General features: G+C 36.2%; 17 protein-coding genes and 1 pseudogene. 5 read left to right on the forward strand and 13 right to left on the reverse strand.

All coding sequences use genetic code 11. The features are described 5' to 3' along the window. Window positions 1-20: 20 nt before the first annotated feature. Window positions 21-1115 (reverse strand): IS4 family transposase, encoded by a 1095-nt coding sequence (locus RHTP_RS02365; RefSeq protein WP_138106530.1) that lies wholly within the window; start codon window positions 1113-1115, stop codon window positions 21-23. A gap of 158 nt (window positions 1116-1273) precedes the next feature. Between RHTP_RS02365 and RHTP_RS02370 the strand changes: the two genes are divergently transcribed. After that, the gene (locus tag RHTP_RS02370) at window positions 1274-1915 is read left to right on the forward strand and encodes a nucleoside monophosphate kinase (RefSeq protein WP_138106531.1); all 642 of its coding nucleotides are present in this window, start codon (window positions 1274-1276) and stop codon (window positions 1913-1915) included. Here RHTP_RS02370 and RHTP_RS02375 read toward each other — a convergent pair. Beyond that, entirely contained in the window at window positions 1881-2804 is a 924-nt protein-coding gene (locus tag RHTP_RS02375) for a methyltransferase domain-containing protein (protein ID WP_138106532.1), read from the reverse strand. The genes RHTP_RS02370 and RHTP_RS02375 overlap by 35 nt on opposite strands. After that, window positions 2791-4047 (reverse strand): coproporphyrinogen-III oxidase family protein, encoded by a 1257-nt coding sequence (locus RHTP_RS02380; RefSeq protein WP_138106533.1) that lies wholly within the window; start codon window positions 4045-4047, stop codon window positions 2791-2793. Before RHTP_RS02380 ends, RHTP_RS02375 begins: the two co-directional genes overlap by 14 nt. A 704-nt stretch (window positions 4048-4751) precedes the next feature. Here RHTP_RS02380 and RHTP_RS02385 point away from each other — a divergent pair. Together RHTP_RS02385 and RHTP_RS08770 are read left to right on the forward strand one after the other, a co-directional pair. After that, on the forward strand, window positions 4752-5825 hold the full coding sequence (locus RHTP_RS02385) for a hypothetical protein (protein ID WP_138106534.1): 1074 nt from the start codon (window positions 4752-4754) through the stop codon (window positions 5823-5825). A 92-nt stretch (window positions 5826-5917) separates the two neighbouring features. After that, window positions 5918-6055 (forward strand): hypothetical protein, encoded by a 138-nt coding sequence (locus RHTP_RS08770; protein WP_171005709.1) that lies wholly within the window; start codon window positions 5918-5920, stop codon window positions 6053-6055. 37 nt (window positions 6056-6092) lie between these two features. Here RHTP_RS08770 and RHTP_RS02390 read toward each other — a convergent pair whose 3' ends face one another. After that, window positions 6093-6713 (reverse strand): hypothetical protein, encoded by a 621-nt coding sequence (locus tag RHTP_RS02390; RefSeq protein WP_138106535.1) that lies wholly within the window; start codon window positions 6711-6713, stop codon window positions 6093-6095. Next, a complete protein-coding gene (locus RHTP_RS02395) occupies window positions 6688-7215 on the reverse strand; it encodes a hypothetical protein (protein ID WP_138106536.1) in 528 nt (175 codons plus the stop codon). The genes RHTP_RS02390 and RHTP_RS02395 overlap by 26 nt, the downstream gene beginning before the upstream one ends. Before the next feature lie 234 nt (window positions 7216-7449). Between RHTP_RS02395 and RHTP_RS02400 the strand changes: the two genes are divergently transcribed. Both RHTP_RS02400 and RHTP_RS02405 read left to right on the forward strand, forming a co-directional pair. Next, a complete protein-coding gene (locus RHTP_RS02400) occupies window positions 7450-8241 on the forward strand; it encodes a penicillin-binding transpeptidase domain-containing protein (RefSeq protein WP_138106537.1) in 792 nt (263 codons plus the stop codon). A gap of 81 nt (window positions 8242-8322) precedes the next feature. Further along, entirely contained in the window at window positions 8323-8904 is a 582-nt protein-coding gene (locus RHTP_RS02405; RefSeq protein WP_138106538.1) for a pentapeptide repeat-containing protein, read from the forward strand. Here the strand turns inward: RHTP_RS02405 and RHTP_RS02410 are convergent, their stop codons facing one another. The 8 genes and pseudogenes from RHTP_RS02410 to RHTP_RS02435 form a co-directional block, all read right to left on the reverse strand. Then, the gene (locus tag RHTP_RS02410; protein ID WP_138106539.1) at window positions 8905-9477 is read right to left on the reverse strand and encodes a DNA-3-methyladenine glycosylase I; all 573 of its coding nucleotides are present in this window, start codon (window positions 9475-9477) and stop codon (window positions 8905-8907) included. It abuts the gene before it with no gap. A 174-nt stretch (window positions 9478-9651) separates the two neighbouring features. Beyond that, window positions 9652-9834, reverse strand: a pseudogene (locus RHTP_RS09105) (CsbD family protein); the annotation flags it as partial. A gap of 76 nt (window positions 9835-9910) precedes the next feature. Then, the gene (ligD, locus tag RHTP_RS08935) at window positions 9911-10819 is read right to left on the reverse strand and encodes a non-homologous end-joining DNA ligase (RefSeq protein WP_244609509.1); all 909 of its coding nucleotides are present in this window, start codon (window positions 10817-10819) and stop codon (window positions 9911-9913) included. Then, window positions 10788-11732: a non-homologous end-joining DNA ligase gene (ligD, locus tag RHTP_RS08940; protein ID WP_244609510.1), complete on the reverse strand. Its 945-nt coding sequence runs from the start codon at window positions 11730-11732 to the stop codon at window positions 10788-10790. Before ligD (RHTP_RS08940) ends, ligD (RHTP_RS08935) begins: the two co-directional genes overlap by 32 nt. Beyond that, window positions 11719-12225 carry a DNA polymerase ligase N-terminal domain-containing protein gene (locus tag RHTP_RS08945; protein WP_244609511.1) on the reverse strand — a complete coding sequence of 169 codons (507 nt, stop codon included), beginning with the start codon at window positions 12223-12225 and terminating at the stop codon, window positions 11719-11721. The genes ligD (RHTP_RS08940) and RHTP_RS08945 overlap by 14 nt, the downstream gene beginning before the upstream one ends. Further along, a complete protein-coding gene (gene ku / locus RHTP_RS02425) occupies window positions 12222-13019 on the reverse strand; it encodes a non-homologous end joining protein Ku (RefSeq protein WP_138106541.1) in 798 nt (265 codons plus the stop codon). Before ku ends, RHTP_RS08945 begins: the two co-directional genes overlap by 4 nt. A 1-nt stretch (window position 13020) precedes the next feature. Then, window positions 13021-13542: a type 1 glutamine amidotransferase domain-containing protein gene (locus RHTP_RS02430; protein WP_138106542.1), complete on the reverse strand. Its 522-nt coding sequence runs from the start codon at window positions 13540-13542 to the stop codon at window positions 13021-13023. 161 nt (window positions 13543-13703) lie between these two features. Next, window positions 13704-14807: an AAA family ATPase gene (locus RHTP_RS02435; protein ID WP_138106543.1), complete on the reverse strand. Its 1104-nt coding sequence runs from the start codon at window positions 14805-14807 to the stop codon at window positions 13704-13706. Between the last annotated feature and the right edge of the window lie 24 nt (window positions 14808-14831).

Here is a 14831-nt window from a genome sequence, read left to right on the forward strand (position 1 = left end):
CTCTGTACAGGACATTTTTTTTAAACCACTCTTAAAACACACCTACAACGTGTTTTTTTTCTTAGTAAGAGCTTCAGGTACTCTAAAAGCTCTTTTAATCTATCTAAAGGCTGAGATAAGCATCTCTTTAGTCTTTCAAAGCCTACTCTAAAAATACTTTTTCTTAAGCGTCCATGAGTTGCTTTTTGCTCTTTTTCTTTCAGGACTAAACTTGTCTTCATTGTCCAAGTAACGACTATCGTAAGCAGTAGCATCCATGATGCTATTTTATTTACATCAGTCATGTGGGTATCTTCAAAGTTAAAACCTTTTGTTTTGAAGTATCCAAAAAGGGTTTCTATCGACCATCTTTTTTTATAGATTTTTAATGCTTTATAAGGACATCTATTAGTCAGAACTATTAAGAGTTCTCCCTTGTTGTTCCGTGAAGCTGCTAAATTAACTTCTAGCCCTAAAACCGTATACTGTCCCTTTAGCACCTTTTTTTTACCTTGTTTTAGTTTGGCAAATAAGTCTTTAAGAGAAATTGTATAATGATGATTTCTTCTAACAACCTGAGTGTCTTTTTTTATCCGAATGTATATAGGAATATTTGCCTGAAGTAAAAACTTGAACCATTCTTCTCCTATGAATTCTCTATCTGCTGTTAGAGATTTGATTTCTATTTCATTTATGACTTTTTTTAAAAGTTCTATACGATCTGCCGTTTTTGAATTCCCTGCTCTTCCTAATGAAATCCAGACAAGGGGAATAGCTACTCCTTTAACATTAACACCTAATGTAAGAATATTTATGTGCTTCTTACCAAACTTCCAATCGGTTCTATCTAAAGATAAATCGTTTTTTTTATTTTTAAGACCTAAAACCATTATCACAAATTTCATGGTCAAATAAGTATAATTATTTACGGAAATAAGCCATTTAAAAAATCTTTGTAGACGTTTATAATTGGATGATATTTTTGCCTCACTATATAAAACGGTTGAAAGATCTGATAAATTTACTGTTCTTACTACGAATAGTCCTATTAATACATTCGTTAATACAGTTAATCTAGACTTGTTCCAATCAAAATGTTCTGCTAAAATATTTTTCAGTTCGCAAATATGTTTCATAATACCTCTTAGAGTGATTTCCAGAAGTATTATGCCAGATCTCTGGTCATATTTGCGGGCTATTCTTTTTATCTGCTCCTAAAAAATTGTCCTGTACAGAGGGTTAAAGGTATTGATAAATGTTGGCTAATATAATCTTTTAGATTTAAAGTTGTTATATGGTCAATTTTTTGATATTTGGATCACCCGGTTCCGGAAAAGGGACAGTTTGCGAAGTAATGGCAAGGCGTGGCTATACAGTTCTTTCGATGGGAACTTTGCTCCGTAAACACGTTAGAGATTTAACGCCACTTGGAAAAAAAATTGAACAAAATGTTCATCAAAGTATTCTCATTCCCGACACAATTGCTTGTGAACTTATGGAAGATGAGATAAAAAGGGTTGTTGCAACTGAAAAACCGTTTGTTATCGAAGGATTTCCCTCTACTATAACCCAGTATCAACTATTTATTCTCACTTTCAAAAAATATAATTTGAAGGTTCTTTACCTAGAGTGTCAACCCGATCTAGCCATTGAAAGAATCACCTCAAGGATGATCTGCAAGGTTTGTGAGGGAATTTATAACCTACAATCAAACCCTCCCCATAAGCAAAATATTTGCGATAGGTGTGATAGCTTGCTTGTAAGAAGATCAGAAGATGACTTAAGTCTCGCTAAAAAGCGAATTGAAACTTTTCAAGAAAAAACTTATCCTATTTTAAATGAGGTAAAAGTAGACCATGTATTGAATAACAATTCTTCCCGTAATCAGTTGTTAGCTCAACTTACTGAACTTTTAGATGAACAGCGGGCGTGCTAAGCAAACTTTTCCCTGTTACTTCCCCATTTACAAGGTAAATCATACTTTTGCCAAAATACCATAGTGACATTTGATAGCTTTCATCGATAATCTTATTAGCACCCATCTGAGGGCCTGAGAACGAGATTTTTTCGATCCATCCTGGGTTTCCTGTTAACTGCACAAGGTCGTATTCCTTCATCCCCATATTAATCCTATCAAAAACAGAGCGAGGTAGATCATTACCCACCTTAATCTCATTTCGGCTAAATGTTTGCAGAGGTTTTTGTACAACAAGTTTTTCTATGGGATGTACATGTATTGGCATTCCGGGGTGTGAATCCCACTTAACATATTGATCAAAGCGATGACTTATCCAGTCAGAATAGAATCTTTTTAACTCATTTGGACTAAATGAACCAAGGTAGTGCGCGGCTGCAATTTCTTCACCACAAGGGATCTCTTCATTATAAATAAACACTGTAAAGATGTTAAACCCTCCAGGACGGGTTGCCTCTTTTACTTTGTTAAGCAAGTCACGCCAGATAGTATTTTCCAGATAATAGAGAACTCCATGCGCCATGACTAGATCATAGGAAGAATCTATCTTAAAAGATGCAATATCGGCGACATGGGTTTGAATATTTAAATTAAATCGGTCTGAAAGTGAAGCGAGCTTAAGTATTCCAGCTCCCGATCGATCGACTGAGGTAACTTCACAGCCTCTTTGTGCCAGAAAAAATGAATTTCTACCTTCCCCACAGCCGAGATCTAAGACCTTCGCTCCTCTAGGGAGAGCCGGGGCAATTTCCGCTACTTCAAAACTTGGACCTCCCATTGAAGAGAGAGAGGAGTCTCTATATCCTTTTTCCCAAAAGGCTCCAAAGGTCTCTTTTTTATACCAAGACATGAGTTTTCTCTATTAGCCATTGGGCAATTGAGCTAGAATGTCGCATCCCTTGCTTGGTAAGGGTGTAGCCCGACTCTGTCTCTGCAACAAGATCTTCCTTTTTTAGTTCAAGAATTAAGTTAATAAATTCTCCAGGGTCTTTGACACCACTCGAGAGAATTCCTAAGATCACTTTTTGCATCTGCTGGTCTCGGCTAGTTAAAAATGCCGCTGAACTAACGAGTAGCTCTCCTTTTTCGATAGTATCCATATATTTTTTTAAAGTTACTGCATGGGGGAGCCTGTTATGGTAGTCCTCATCAGCAAAATGGATTGAAGGGGCATATTTTCTTGCTCCAGATCCGAATGCTAATGTTGGTATTCCTTGAAATTGCTGGGCTTCATGTTCACACCCCCCAGCATTTTTAGAATAAGTGACAAAGGTATTTTGGGAATAACCAATCTTTTCTAAGAAATTAGAGGATATGTCATACCATCTATACAATTCACGGGGAGGAAGAAAGTCTTGCACTTCTTTTTTGCCAAAAGATGTCCTTTTTCTTACAGCTAAGGGGTAAAGGGTTAGTGTTGCCGGAAATAGCTTACATGCAATTGACAGCTCTTGCCGCCACTCCTCCAAACTTTGACCGGGGAGTCCATAAATCAAATCAAGGTTAACATTTTTTATTCCTGACTCGATTGCCCTTTTTGCCATTACCTCCCCAAGTGTACTTTCATAGTGGCGACCCGTTGTGTGAAGGAGTTTTGGGTTAAAGGTTTGAATCCCCAGGCTTACCCTATTGAAGCCAAGGTTTTTTAAGTCGCTAAATTTTTGTTGAGTAAAAGAGTTTGGAGCGCCTTCGATACTCCACTCAGCCTCGTTGGAAATGATAAAAAGGGTCTTCAGGCGATGAATAATGGAAGAGAGATCGTCAACATTTAATAAACTTGGGGTACCGCCGCCAAAATAAACAGATTGCACTTCAAGCTTGTCTAGTAGCAGGTAGGGTCTCATTATCTCAATTTCTTTTAAAAGGCATTTGAGATAACGTTCAATGACCGATCTTGGGTTTTTGGTAACAGTGAATAAATTACAAAAAGCACATTTCATTTCGCAAAATGGGATATGAATGTAAAGGTTGATTTTTCCAACAACATTCGAAAAACCCGAAGTAGCTTTCTTCCAATCTGTAAAAGGTCTATATGCATCCTTAGTTGGATATGTGTAAATATAGGACGGTAAGTGATCGTCAGATATGTTCATTATTTGACTCTTTTGGTTTCTGGACTGCAAGTTAAGGCACTTGTAAATAAAAAAATATTAAAATAAAAGCTTATTTTTGAATGTTTTCTGTCAGATTCATGACAAATGCTCTAGCATTTATAGATTTCATAGAGTAACTGATATTACACCCAAGGAAATTGCCGAATGCCTTGACAGGCTGTTAGCAGAACCCTCACACCAAAAAAAGAATCGCGCTCCTGCAAACGGTTATTCATTACCTCAGTTCTCTCTCATCAATGTTTGAAACTGTGCTATTAAAGAATGGCACAGTATCGAAAAAAAACCCATCAAATGGACTTTATCCTTTGGACCACTCACTTACAGCAATTAGCGATAAGCCAGAAGCTAACCTTTGAAAATTAAAAGCAAAGATCAGCTCACAAAAAACATCGATAAACGCATCCATAAAGATAGGACAGTTACTGCACCCGAGTTCGTATTAAAAACCGTATTATTTTTAACAATTTTTCGTGCATGTAATATACCTAATTGGTACATCGCGATCAGAATATGGCGTTAACTGATTAACACCCTGTGCATAAAATATACTCAGCCTGCACTAAAAATTTAAGTTCCTTATCTTAAACTCCTCTTGTTATCAAAACCGGAAATAGGTTAAATTTTATTCCTAATATATTTTCTTAATATAGATAAAGCTCTTACCATTAATTAAGGCAGATATCATGAGTTGCTCAAAAGAAAAACCCTTCCGAGCTTCTTTTGTGTTTGCAGGAGGCCTTTTTATTACTCTATCCCTTTATGCTACCAATCAAAATACAATCCAACAATATGAGCAATCTGGTAACTATGCAGCCGCGTTAAAGATAGCTCGCAATAGCGACGCTGGAAATTTTTCGCAAATAAAACGTTTGGAAGAAGAACTTCTTACTTTAGGCTCTTCAAGACTTCTTTTCGATGAGAATTATCAACCAAGAGTTAAGCTCATACAGCTTTTAGAGCTTGTAGGTATGGAACCTTTGAATGGATCAGAAAAGGCTATCATACAAATCAACAATTGGGCACAAAAAAATCTTCTGCGTCAGGGTGAGAGATGGCAGGAGCAGACAAACAGATTTGAAGAATTAAAGCCTCAAATAAAACCACTTCTGCGTGAATTAGGGTTTGTAGATGCTCTCTTCCCGCACTTTAAAGAATATGAAGGTGTGATTGTACACGGAGCACTTTTGCCAAGAGCACGCCTTCGTCTCTATTATCTTATTGAACAATGGCAACAAGGTGTTAGATTCTCTCACATCTATTTCTTAAGCGGCGAACGCCCTCTAGAGGTAAACCGAGAAAATGAAAGTACTTTTATGGACGATAGCAAATCGCCATTGAAAATAAGAAAAGATTGGGCAGCTCCTTTAGAATTTCCAAAAACCGAAAGAGAAATGATCCAATTAGTTTGGGAACAATCTGAAATTCCAGAGGACATGCGTAAAGTAGAGGTCCATTTTATAAACGCACTCATGAAAAAAGATGCAAAAGGTGAAAGCTCCATTCGACCTACAACAGATGACACCGTGAAAGCTTGGTTAGAGACAAAGCCCCCTCATGGGCGCTATTTAGCTATAACAAATGCCCCTTATATCAATAGGCAAGATTTAACTGTGCGTATAATTGCTCCTTTCAAATATAGCTTTGATACAGTTGGATCAGGTGCAGGCCAGCAAGAAAAAATGGCTATTATCCTCGATGAGCTTGCTCGATTCATTTTCCAGACTAAACAAATATCTGAGAAGGTTAGTAAAGCTTAAAAAATCCATCTCGTTTTTTGAAATACCTTGACCTTCTTCTAAAAAAAGAAGTATAGAAAAATTTAAGTTATCAAGAATTTCAGAGAGAGTAAATGCCATTAAAGAAAGGAAAAAGCCAGAAAACCATCTCTGCAAATATTAGTCAGTTGCGTCGAGAAGGCTACAAAGAGAATCAAGCGATAGCCATTGCTTTTAGCGTGGCTGGTAAAACCAAGAGAAAGAAATCTTAAAGATTTCTTTCTCTTTTATGCACAAGGGTTAAAAGATCTATTTCCTTAACATGTTTTCTTCTATTGCCTTTTCAAAGTTCTCAGGCCATTTTTTTTCATATCCTAGACCCTTAAAAATAGCTTCTTTAGGCTGCTCTTTCAGATCCTTTAGATGATTAATGATCTGAACGAACTCCTCTGAGTTAGTTGCTGTAGGAGCAAGATGATTTCTTACAAGAATATCTTCATACTTTTTATGACCAACTTGAACCGTAGGAATTCCGTTTAAAATAAATTGCGGTGACATACTTGTTTGATAGTATAATGCGACGTCTGCTAACACCTGCGCATCATCTGAAGAAAAATCCGATACAATTACTTTTGGTTTGTCACTAAAACTTTTTAAGCATGCATCTAATTTTTGAACATCTAGATTCTCTTTTTTAGCTCCTGGATGTTGATGAGCAACTATGACTACATTTTCTAAGTTAAGATCGTCTGCTTTTAAAAAAGACAGAAATGCAGGGAACGCTTTTTCGAAATACTCTTCGTTATTTCCACCAAAATATACGCATACTTTTTGTCCTGTATCTTCTATGTCATGCTTCTTTAAAAACTCTGCACGCTTAGCTTCATGTTCAGTTTCTCTTTTCTTAGCTACTACTCCTGCTTGACTCACTGGGTAATACCCAATTCCAACCGGTTAAATCTATTTCTTTTCCAAGTTCGCTGCAAATCTTATCCTTAGCTAAATGGGCATTAGCAAAGAATACCCCTTGTGCAAGCTTCATCACTTTAGCAGCGGTAGAAGAATATCCTCCAGGCACGAAATTTTCTGGATTATCGTAATAAGCAAAATGAGTGATCTTTTTTTCTTTTAATGCTTCGTGAATTTTCACATCAAAATCATGTCCAACATCAGTAATGACTATGGAAGCTCTAGAACAACTATTAGCAATTCTCTCAGCCAACTTATCTTGCTCTTCAGGACTTTTATCATCTAAGTCAAAGCGATAAGCAATATTTGTACCGCACTGCTTAAATTTCTCTAATGCAGGTCCGCTTGCGTGAATTTCTACATTATACCCTTGCTTAATTAATGCTTCAGCATATGTTGCAAAGTGGTCCGCTGGTCCGCCATGACAAGCAATTAGTGCTATCGTTGAGATAGAAACTGCCATATCTTAAAACTCCATAAGTTTAAAGGTTAGGTAACGGTTTTATCAAGAAATCAATGATAAATACAAGATAGTTTTTAAAGTTTATTGAATGTATAGTCCTACTCTTTTATTAGGGCTTCCCTCGCTCTCCAAACTTTAGTGTTTAAGATCAAAAAAGGATGAACTTTAAACAAGATTGCTCTAGACTATCTTAAAACGAATTTGCTCGTGTTTTCTTATCCAAATGAGGTTCTTATGTATCAATCTCTATTTTCAAAATTAATGGCTTGTTTTTTACTTGTTTTTCCCTGCGCATACTCTTTTTCAGCTGAGGAAAACTTTCTTCTCATTAATGGCATATCGGGTGAGAAAATAGTAGAACTAGGTTCACATCTCAATGAACGCATTACTCCCTGTTCTACATTTAAGATTGCTTTAAGCTTGATGGGATATGACAAAGAGATCTTAAAGGATGAAAAAACTCCAATCTGGTTATTTCAAGAAGGCTATGATCACTTCTTAGAGTCCTGGAAAACTCCTCAAACCCCGCAATCTTGGATGAAAACCTCTTGTGTTTGGTTCTCCCGTATCTTAGCAAAAGAATTGGGGCGGGAAAATATGCAAAAATATCTAGCCTTATTAGAATACGGCAATCAAGATATATCTGGGGGCTTAACAAAAGCATGGCTGGTCTCTTCTTTAAAAATCTCTCCTAAAGAACAAGTTGATCTTATTCAAAAAGCCATTCTTGGAAAACTTCCTATTTCACATAACGCTATGCAAATGACAAAAAAGCTGTTATTTGTAGATCAATTGCCCAAAGGATGGAATTTGTTTGGGAAAACAGGCTGGACTGGTTCTATGACGGGAAAAGATGGGAAAAATTCAGAGATAGGCTGGTTTGTAGGATGGGTTGAAAAAGATGATAAATTCTTTCCTTTTGCCTACAATATTTATGAAGATAAAATAAACCTTGCACAAAGAATCCCAAGAGTTAAAAAGCTATTAGTCCAATCTAATGTAATAGCAGAGGTTCTACATGACTAATATGAACAAAAATTGGAATACTACTCAAAAAGATGTGGATGGTGTGCAAATTTTACTTCATGAACTATCAAACAGGTTGTAATGTCTCTTTTATTAAAACAGAAATTTGAAAACCAAATCTTTAAAGAAGAAAACTATACAACCTTTAATCTGAAAAATAAGATTTTTTCCCATGTGATTTTTGAAACCAGCAACTTCACTCAAAGCGACTTGAGAAATACACGGTTCTTGGATTGCAAACTAAATGGATGTAACTTAAGCCTTATCAAAATAGAGGGCTGTCGATTTCAAGATGTTGAATTTCAAGACTGCAAGCTTCTTGGTATTGACTTTTCCAAATGCGACAAAATGTTTTTATCCATAAAATTCAAAAAGTGTTTAATTGACACTTCTAATTTTTCAGGTCTTGATTTAAAAAATACTCTTTTTCAGGAATGTGTTATTCGAGATACCCATTTTTCAGATACAAACCTAACTGGGTCCAATTTTACAGGCTCAGATTTACAAGGTAGCACTTTTCACAATACTAATCTGAGTAAAGCAACCTTTGTGGGAGCAATTAACTATTCTATCAACCCATTAACAAACAAGTTATCGAAAGCAAGATTCTCTAATCCAGAAGTTTTATCCTTATTAGAGTATCTTGGAATTATTATTGATTAGCTACCGACCATAACACCAGCACTCTGTAATATGGTCATTAACTAGTCCTACAGCCTGCATAAACGCATAAATAATCGTAGAACCAACAAATGTCATACCGCGTTTTTTTAAGTCTTTAGCAAGAGCATCGCTCTCAGCAGTAGTAGCTGGGATTTCTTTAAGTCCCCGCCAGTGGTTAACGATAGGACTTTTGTTTACAAACCCCCAAACATAGCAATCAAAAGAACCGAATTCTTTCTGAATCTTCAAGAATGCTTGAGCATTTTGGCGCGCTGCATAAATTTTCAACCGATTGCGAATAATTTCAGGGTTTTGGCGTAGAGCCTCTAGCTCTGAATCACTCATTAAGGCAACCTTTGCAGGATCAAAACAATAAAAAGCCTTTCGGTATCCCTCTCGTCTTTTTAAGATGGTTTCCCAGCTTAAGCCTGCTTGTGCCCCTTCAAGAATGAGCATCTCAAATAAGCGCTGGTCGTTGTGGACAGCAATTCCCCATTCGTTGTCGTGATATTCTGCATAAAGCTCACTAATCCCAAAACAGCGCTTTTTTCCATCAACTCCAAGTACTGCCATCCTATTTACCTTCATAATTGGTTATCTTAAAAGATTACCATTACTATAGGTATATGGATAGATTTAATGACGAGGTTTCTGTCCGCAGTTACAAGGCCCTTTACAACCACAAGGCTTGTGTCCACACCCACAGTTACAAGGTCCTTTGCAGCCACAAGACTTGTGTTTACCGCAGAATTCAGATAGCTCTTTTTCTGCTTTTTCTTTGGAGTATCCGTAACGAGATTGAATTTTTCCCATTAACGCCTCTTTTTTTCCGCGAATTTCCGCTAAATCATCATCTGTGAGCTTTCCCCACTTTTCTTTGATTTTTCCTTTATACTCATGCCATTTTCCTTCAAACTGTTCTTTATCCATACATAACTCCTTCTTTAAAGCCTCTATGTAAACTTTTTCATAACAGAAGCTAAACTTATAGTAAAACAGTAAAATTTCATTTGAGCCTATACAAATACGCTAATGCTGTTTTCATGTTCACTCTAGCTGTAAGCACCTCCTTAAAAAGATCTCCCTTTTGTTTGAAACGAGGCAAAACGGTTTTCATGGTGAATACAGCAGGATCTAACTTTTTATTCACCTCTTTCCAAGTTAATGGAGTGGATACAAGCGCCTTCAGTCGCGGGCGCACAACATAAGGAGCAACAACTGTTTGTCCAGCACGATTTTGCAAACAATCTAAATACACTTTTTTTTGACGCTTTTTAGGACTTCTTTCTAAAGAAGTGCTATCTGGGAGTTTTTTTTGAATACAAAGAGAAATAAGCTCTGCAAATTGCCTTGATTGTTCATAGCTGTATTTAGCGTGAAGCGGTATAAATATGTGGAGGCCATTGCCACCAGATGTTTTGCAATAATGTTTGATACCAACTTCTTCTAAAATTTCATGAGCTACTAAAGCTACTTCAACCACTTTCTGAAAAGAAACCCCATGTGGGTCTAGGTCAATCAGGCAATAATCAGGTTTTTCTAGTTGTTTACAACGCGACATAAAAGGATGTAAATCGATACTTCCTAAGTTTACGGCAAAGAGCAAACTTCGCAAATCATGAATCAGAAGGTAATGATCGACTTTATTTTCATGTCGAATAGGATAGGTTTTAATCCATTTCGGATGAGAAAAATTGATGTCTTTTTGATAAAATCCCTTTTCTTGAATTCCATTGGGAAAACGATACAATACAATCGGCCGATCCTTTAAATAAGGGAGAATAAGAGGAGCTATTTGCTTGTAGTAATGTAAAAGATCTGCTTTTGTATATTTTTCTTTTGGCCAGTAGATTTTATCTAAATGCGTTAAGAAAAGCTTTTCTTTATCGTCTTTTAGGGGTTTCTTTTTTAACATCTTTAGGCCTCTTGTCGGTTCTTAAACCTTGAAAAATGGGATGTCGCATATTGTTATTTTGCGTCCATTCGGTAAAACTCACTTCACAGACCAATTGGGGTTTGACCCAAGTTGCGCTGATTTTCGGATGGTTCTTAAAAGGGTTATTTTTTTGAATCAATGGCTTTAGCTTATGATACATCTCTTCTAAAACAGCGGTGTCAAACCCACCCCCAACACGCCCAATAAAATTTAGTTCTTCTTGGTTATTATAAACCCCTACTAGCAAAGCTCCAAATTTTGTGCGAGAACCTCTTGGTTTTGTAAAACCGCCTATGACAACTTCTTGTCTCAAAATGTTCTTTATTTTTACCCAATCTAAACTTCGCCTGGATTGGTAGGTGCTTAAGGCTCTTTTTCCTATGATCCCTTCTAAATGCGCTTTTGCTGCTTGTTTAAAAAAGGCTTTTCCTTTCCCAAACAAATGTTGACTAAAACGCACCTGAGGAAGAGCTAGCTTTTTTAGATACTTTTCTAAAAGCGCTTTACGCTCTATCAGAGGAAGCTCTCTTAAATCCTTTCCATCTTTATACAGCAAATCGAATACATAATAATATAAAGCCCCTTTAGGCTCTTTCTGATAATTTTGTATCCATTGAAAATGAGACTTTCCCTTTGTATCTAATACAACTAGCTCTCCATCAAAAATAACTTGCGAGTCAATTTTTTCAAGGCTAGCTATGATCGAAGGGAATTTTGTATTCCATAGCTGATTGTTCCGAGATTTTAATTGAACGTGTTTGTGATTGATAAAGGCAAGGGCGCGGTATCCATCAAACTTGATTTCAAAGATCCAATTTTCATCGTCAAATGGTTGTTTGATCAACGTTGCTAGCATAGGAGAAATAAAATTAAGCACTTTACGAGGAGGCATATTCATCCGCTTTTTTCATCAGAAGCCATGTATTGTCTTTGTCTGTTTTCAGCTTTTGAAACACAAACTCCCCTTTGACTTTTTTTCCCTTTACAATAACGGTAAAATGGCCTTTTTTTAACCCTTGGCTAAGGATTTTTTCTATCCTTTTAGGCTCAGTAGCATCAGCGCTGGTATAAAAACCATGATCCCATATTTTGACTGTCCCGGCTCCATAGTTTCCCTTGGGAATCACTCCTTCAAAATATTGATAATCAAGGGGATGATCTTCTACTTTTATTGCTAAGCGTTTGATTTTAGGATTCATGGAAGGGCCTTTTGGAACAGCCCAGCTTAAGAGAGCTCCTCGATACTCCAAGCGAAAATCATAATGCAAATGTCGAGCAGCATGTTTTTGGACACAAAAACGCAAGAAGCCTGTGTGCTTTTTTCCTGATAAAGGCTCTGAGCTTTTTTTGAGGTTTCTTTTAGATCTATATTCTTTAAGACTCATGAAAGTTTGCGTTTTTTGTTTTTTGGCTTTTTCTCTTTTTCCAAACTATTCTGAAGAAGCGTCATAATATCATGAACTTTACTGATTTTAGGCTCTTGAGTTTTAGGGTGGATGGGACGACCTTTTGATTTTTGTTTGATGATTTGCTTAACCTCTTCTGTGAAAGTATCCTTATATTCTTTAGGTTTAAAAGAAGTAGTAAGATGGTCTATCAAGGCAATAGCAATATTCATTTCCTTAGGGTTTATTTTTTCTATCGAAGGGATCTTTAAATCTTGCGCACGTAAAACTTCCGTTTGATAACGCAATTGATTAAGAATGATCATATTTTCATGAACTTTAACTACTGCAAAATGTTCTCTATTCCTAAGTACATACTTAGCTAAACCTACCTTTTTAGATTTTTTTAAAGCTTCTCGTAATAAGCCATAAGCCTTCTCTGCATTTTTAGCAGGTTCTAAGTAATAAGGCTTTACGTAATAAATGCTATCTATCTCATTCTCTTTAATAAAATGAACAATCTCAATCGTTTTTGTTTTTTTTAAATTTGCTTTTTCAAAATCCTTATCTTGCAAAATCACAAAGTCCCCTTTCTTATACTCATAACCTTTGACAATTTCTTGCCACGGGATTTCTTTGTTTTCTACTTCACATATCCTGACATAACGGACTCTTGAAAGGTCTTTTTTATGCAATAAAACAAAAGAAAGCTCTTTTTCTAAACTAGCTGTATACATATGCACAGGGATATTCACCAAACCAAAGCTTAAAGCTCCCTTCCAGATAGAGCGCATATCAACCTTGAGAAAGATAGTTTAGAATAGCAGAGCAAAAATCGGGTAAATCCTCAGGGAAGCGGCTTGAGATGAAATGTCGATCGACAACCACGGATTTATCTACCCACTTTCCTCCTGCATTGAGAATATCCTCCTTAATAGAAATATAAGAGGTGCATCGAATCCCTTTAAGGATTTTTGCAGAAATAGGAATCCATCCTGCGTGGCAGATAAATGCGATCAATTTTTTTTGGCTAGCAAATTTCCTAGTGATTTCTAATACTCTAGGGATTTTTCTCAATTTATCCGGTGCATAACCGCCGGGGATCACTAAAGCATCGAAATCATCCACCCTGATTTCTTTGAATGTAACATCAGCTGTGCAAGGATAGCCGTGCTTACCTTTGTAAGACTCTTTTTTCTCCCCTGCTACTACAACTTTTTTTCCGGCTTCACGTAGACGATATTTAGGATATTGTAGCTCGAGATCTTCATACTCATTCGCTACAAAAAGTAAAATTTTTTGAGGCTTTGCTTTCATAAAGTGTTCTTCTTAAAGCGGATTGTCTATCGGCTCTTGAAAAATGAGTTAAAAGACTATTAGCACTTTTTTTCAAACTACTTTAACTATAAAGAAGTGTCAAATATTTTTTTAAAACATCAGGAAGAAGAATCTTTACCGAGATTGGACTAATGACCCGATTAATCAAGTCTCTCATCAACAAAGGTATCTGGGTTCATGTCAAAATATTCTTTGCAGATATTTTCCATGTCTTTTTTATCTATACGATTTCTACCTTCAGAATTAGCAACAGTAAAAGCTGTTTGTAAAAGATTAAAACCTTGATCTATGAGAGAAGAGTTTTGATGCAGTAGTTTTTGCGCAAGAGTTAATACCTCTTTATATATATCCTCTGCAATAGTAATGCTTGGGTATCTTTTTAACAGCCCCTTTGTTCGCTCTTCTAGCATTTTTAAACTATCTTCAAAAGAGGGATGCTTTAATTTAATTCTATTGAAGCGACGCCCAAGAGCTGGATCGTTTAAATGACGTGCAAATTCCTCATTAGTTGTCATGCCAATAATAGAGATCTCGCTTCTTGCTAAATCTTCCTTAAAGAAATCTAAAATAGATATGTTATTATTTCCTATATTGTTTTTATTGGCCATGGCAAGTTGATGTATTTCATCAAAAATAATTACACCATTTTCTTGACTCTTAGCAAACTGTAATATTTTATCAATTTTCTCTTCAAGAGAGCCTCGGTAGCTTGTACCGCTCATAAGAGCTACACAAGAAACTTTATAAAATTTCTTAGTAAGAAGGTTTTCAGGTAAAGAGGAGTCCTTTTTGCAAATTCTTTGAACAATATCTTCTACTAAGGCTGTTTTGCCTGAACCAGCAGGGCCTGTGATCATCACATTGCGCTTTTCAGCGTTATTAATAAAAGCCGCTATCTGTTTAGTTGCTCTTAGTAATGGAATGTAATTGTGATCCTCTAAACCCACAGCCTTGTGCATATCTTCCAAAAATGAGGGGATTTTATTTATGGGCTGTTCTTTTGTTATTGCATATTTTAAAGGAATCAAGACAAGAAGCGCCACAGCATAGATGACAATAGCTTGCTGTGTGATCGCTAAAGCGCCAGCAATAAGTCCTATATAAGGTAAATAATTAGTGGGTACAGTTGAAGATTTTGCATTTACAACTTGAGAAAACCTTTCATAGGCACAGTAGCCAAGAGCCATTCCTACAACTCTAATAGGAATTGTTTGAATAAAAGCGTTAGAAATAGCTAAACTCATTGTATTTTCTCTTTGAAATTATTG

This window comes from Candidatus Rhabdochlamydia sp. T3358, from assembly GCF_901000775.1.
Taxonomy (GTDB): Bacteria; Chlamydiota; Chlamydiia; order Chlamydiales; family Rhabdochlamydiaceae; genus Rhabdochlamydia.

Bases quoted from the DNA above. Each gene is read 5' to 3' on its own strand.
- RHTP_RS08945 (WP_244609511.1), bottom strand. From the start codon at position 12,225: ATGAGTCTTAAAGAATATAGATCTAAAAGAAACCTCAAAAAAAGCTCA.
- RHTP_RS02405 (WP_138106538.1), top strand. From the start codon at position 8,323: ATGTCTCTTTTATTAAAACAGAAATTTGAAAACCAAATCTTTAAAGAA.
- RHTP_RS02375 (WP_138106532.1), bottom strand. From the start codon at position 2,804: ATGTCTTGGTATAAAAAAGAGACCTTTGGAGCCTTTTGGGAAAAAGGA.
- RHTP_RS02435 (WP_138106543.1), bottom strand. From the start codon at position 14,807: ATGAGTTTAGCTATTTCTAACGCTTTTATTCAAACAATTCCTATTAGA.
- ku (WP_138106541.1), bottom strand. From the start codon at position 13,019: ATGCGCTCTATCTGGAAGGGAGCTTTAAGCTTTGGTTTGGTGAATATC.
- RHTP_RS02395 (WP_138106536.1), bottom strand. From the start codon at position 7,215: ATGGCAGTTTCTATCTCAACGATAGCACTAATTGCTTGTCATGGCGGA.
- RHTP_RS02400 (WP_138106537.1), top strand. From the start codon at position 7,450: ATGTATCAATCTCTATTTTCAAAATTAATGGCTTGTTTTTTACTTGTT.
- ligD (WP_244609510.1), bottom strand. From the start codon at position 11,732: ATGCCTCCTCGTAAAGTGCTTAATTTTATTTCTCCTATGCTAGCAACG.
- RHTP_RS02385 (WP_138106534.1), top strand. From the start codon at position 4,752: ATGAGTTGCTCAAAAGAAAAACCCTTCCGAGCTTCTTTTGTGTTTGCA.
- RHTP_RS08770 (WP_171005709.1), top strand. From the start codon at position 5,918: ATGCCATTAAAGAAAGGAAAAAGCCAGAAAACCATCTCTGCAAATATT.
- RHTP_RS02380 (WP_138106533.1), bottom strand. From the start codon at position 4,047: ATGAACATATCTGACGATCACTTACCGTCCTATATTTACACATATCCA.
- ligD (WP_244609509.1), bottom strand. From the start codon at position 10,819: ATGTTAAAAAAGAAACCCCTAAAAGACGATAAAGAAAAGCTTTTCTTA.
- RHTP_RS02410 (WP_138106539.1), bottom strand. From the start codon at position 9,477: ATGGCAGTACTTGGAGTTGATGGAAAAAAGCGCTGTTTTGGGATTAGT.
- RHTP_RS02430 (WP_138106542.1), bottom strand. From the start codon at position 13,542: ATGAAAGCAAAGCCTCAAAAAATTTTACTTTTTGTAGCGAATGAGTAT.
- RHTP_RS02365 (WP_138106530.1), bottom strand. From the start codon at position 1,115: ATGAAACATATTTGCGAACTGAAAAATATTTTAGCAGAACATTTTGAT.
- RHTP_RS02370 (WP_138106531.1), top strand. From the start codon at position 1,274: ATGGTCAATTTTTTGATATTTGGATCACCCGGTTCCGGAAAAGGGACA.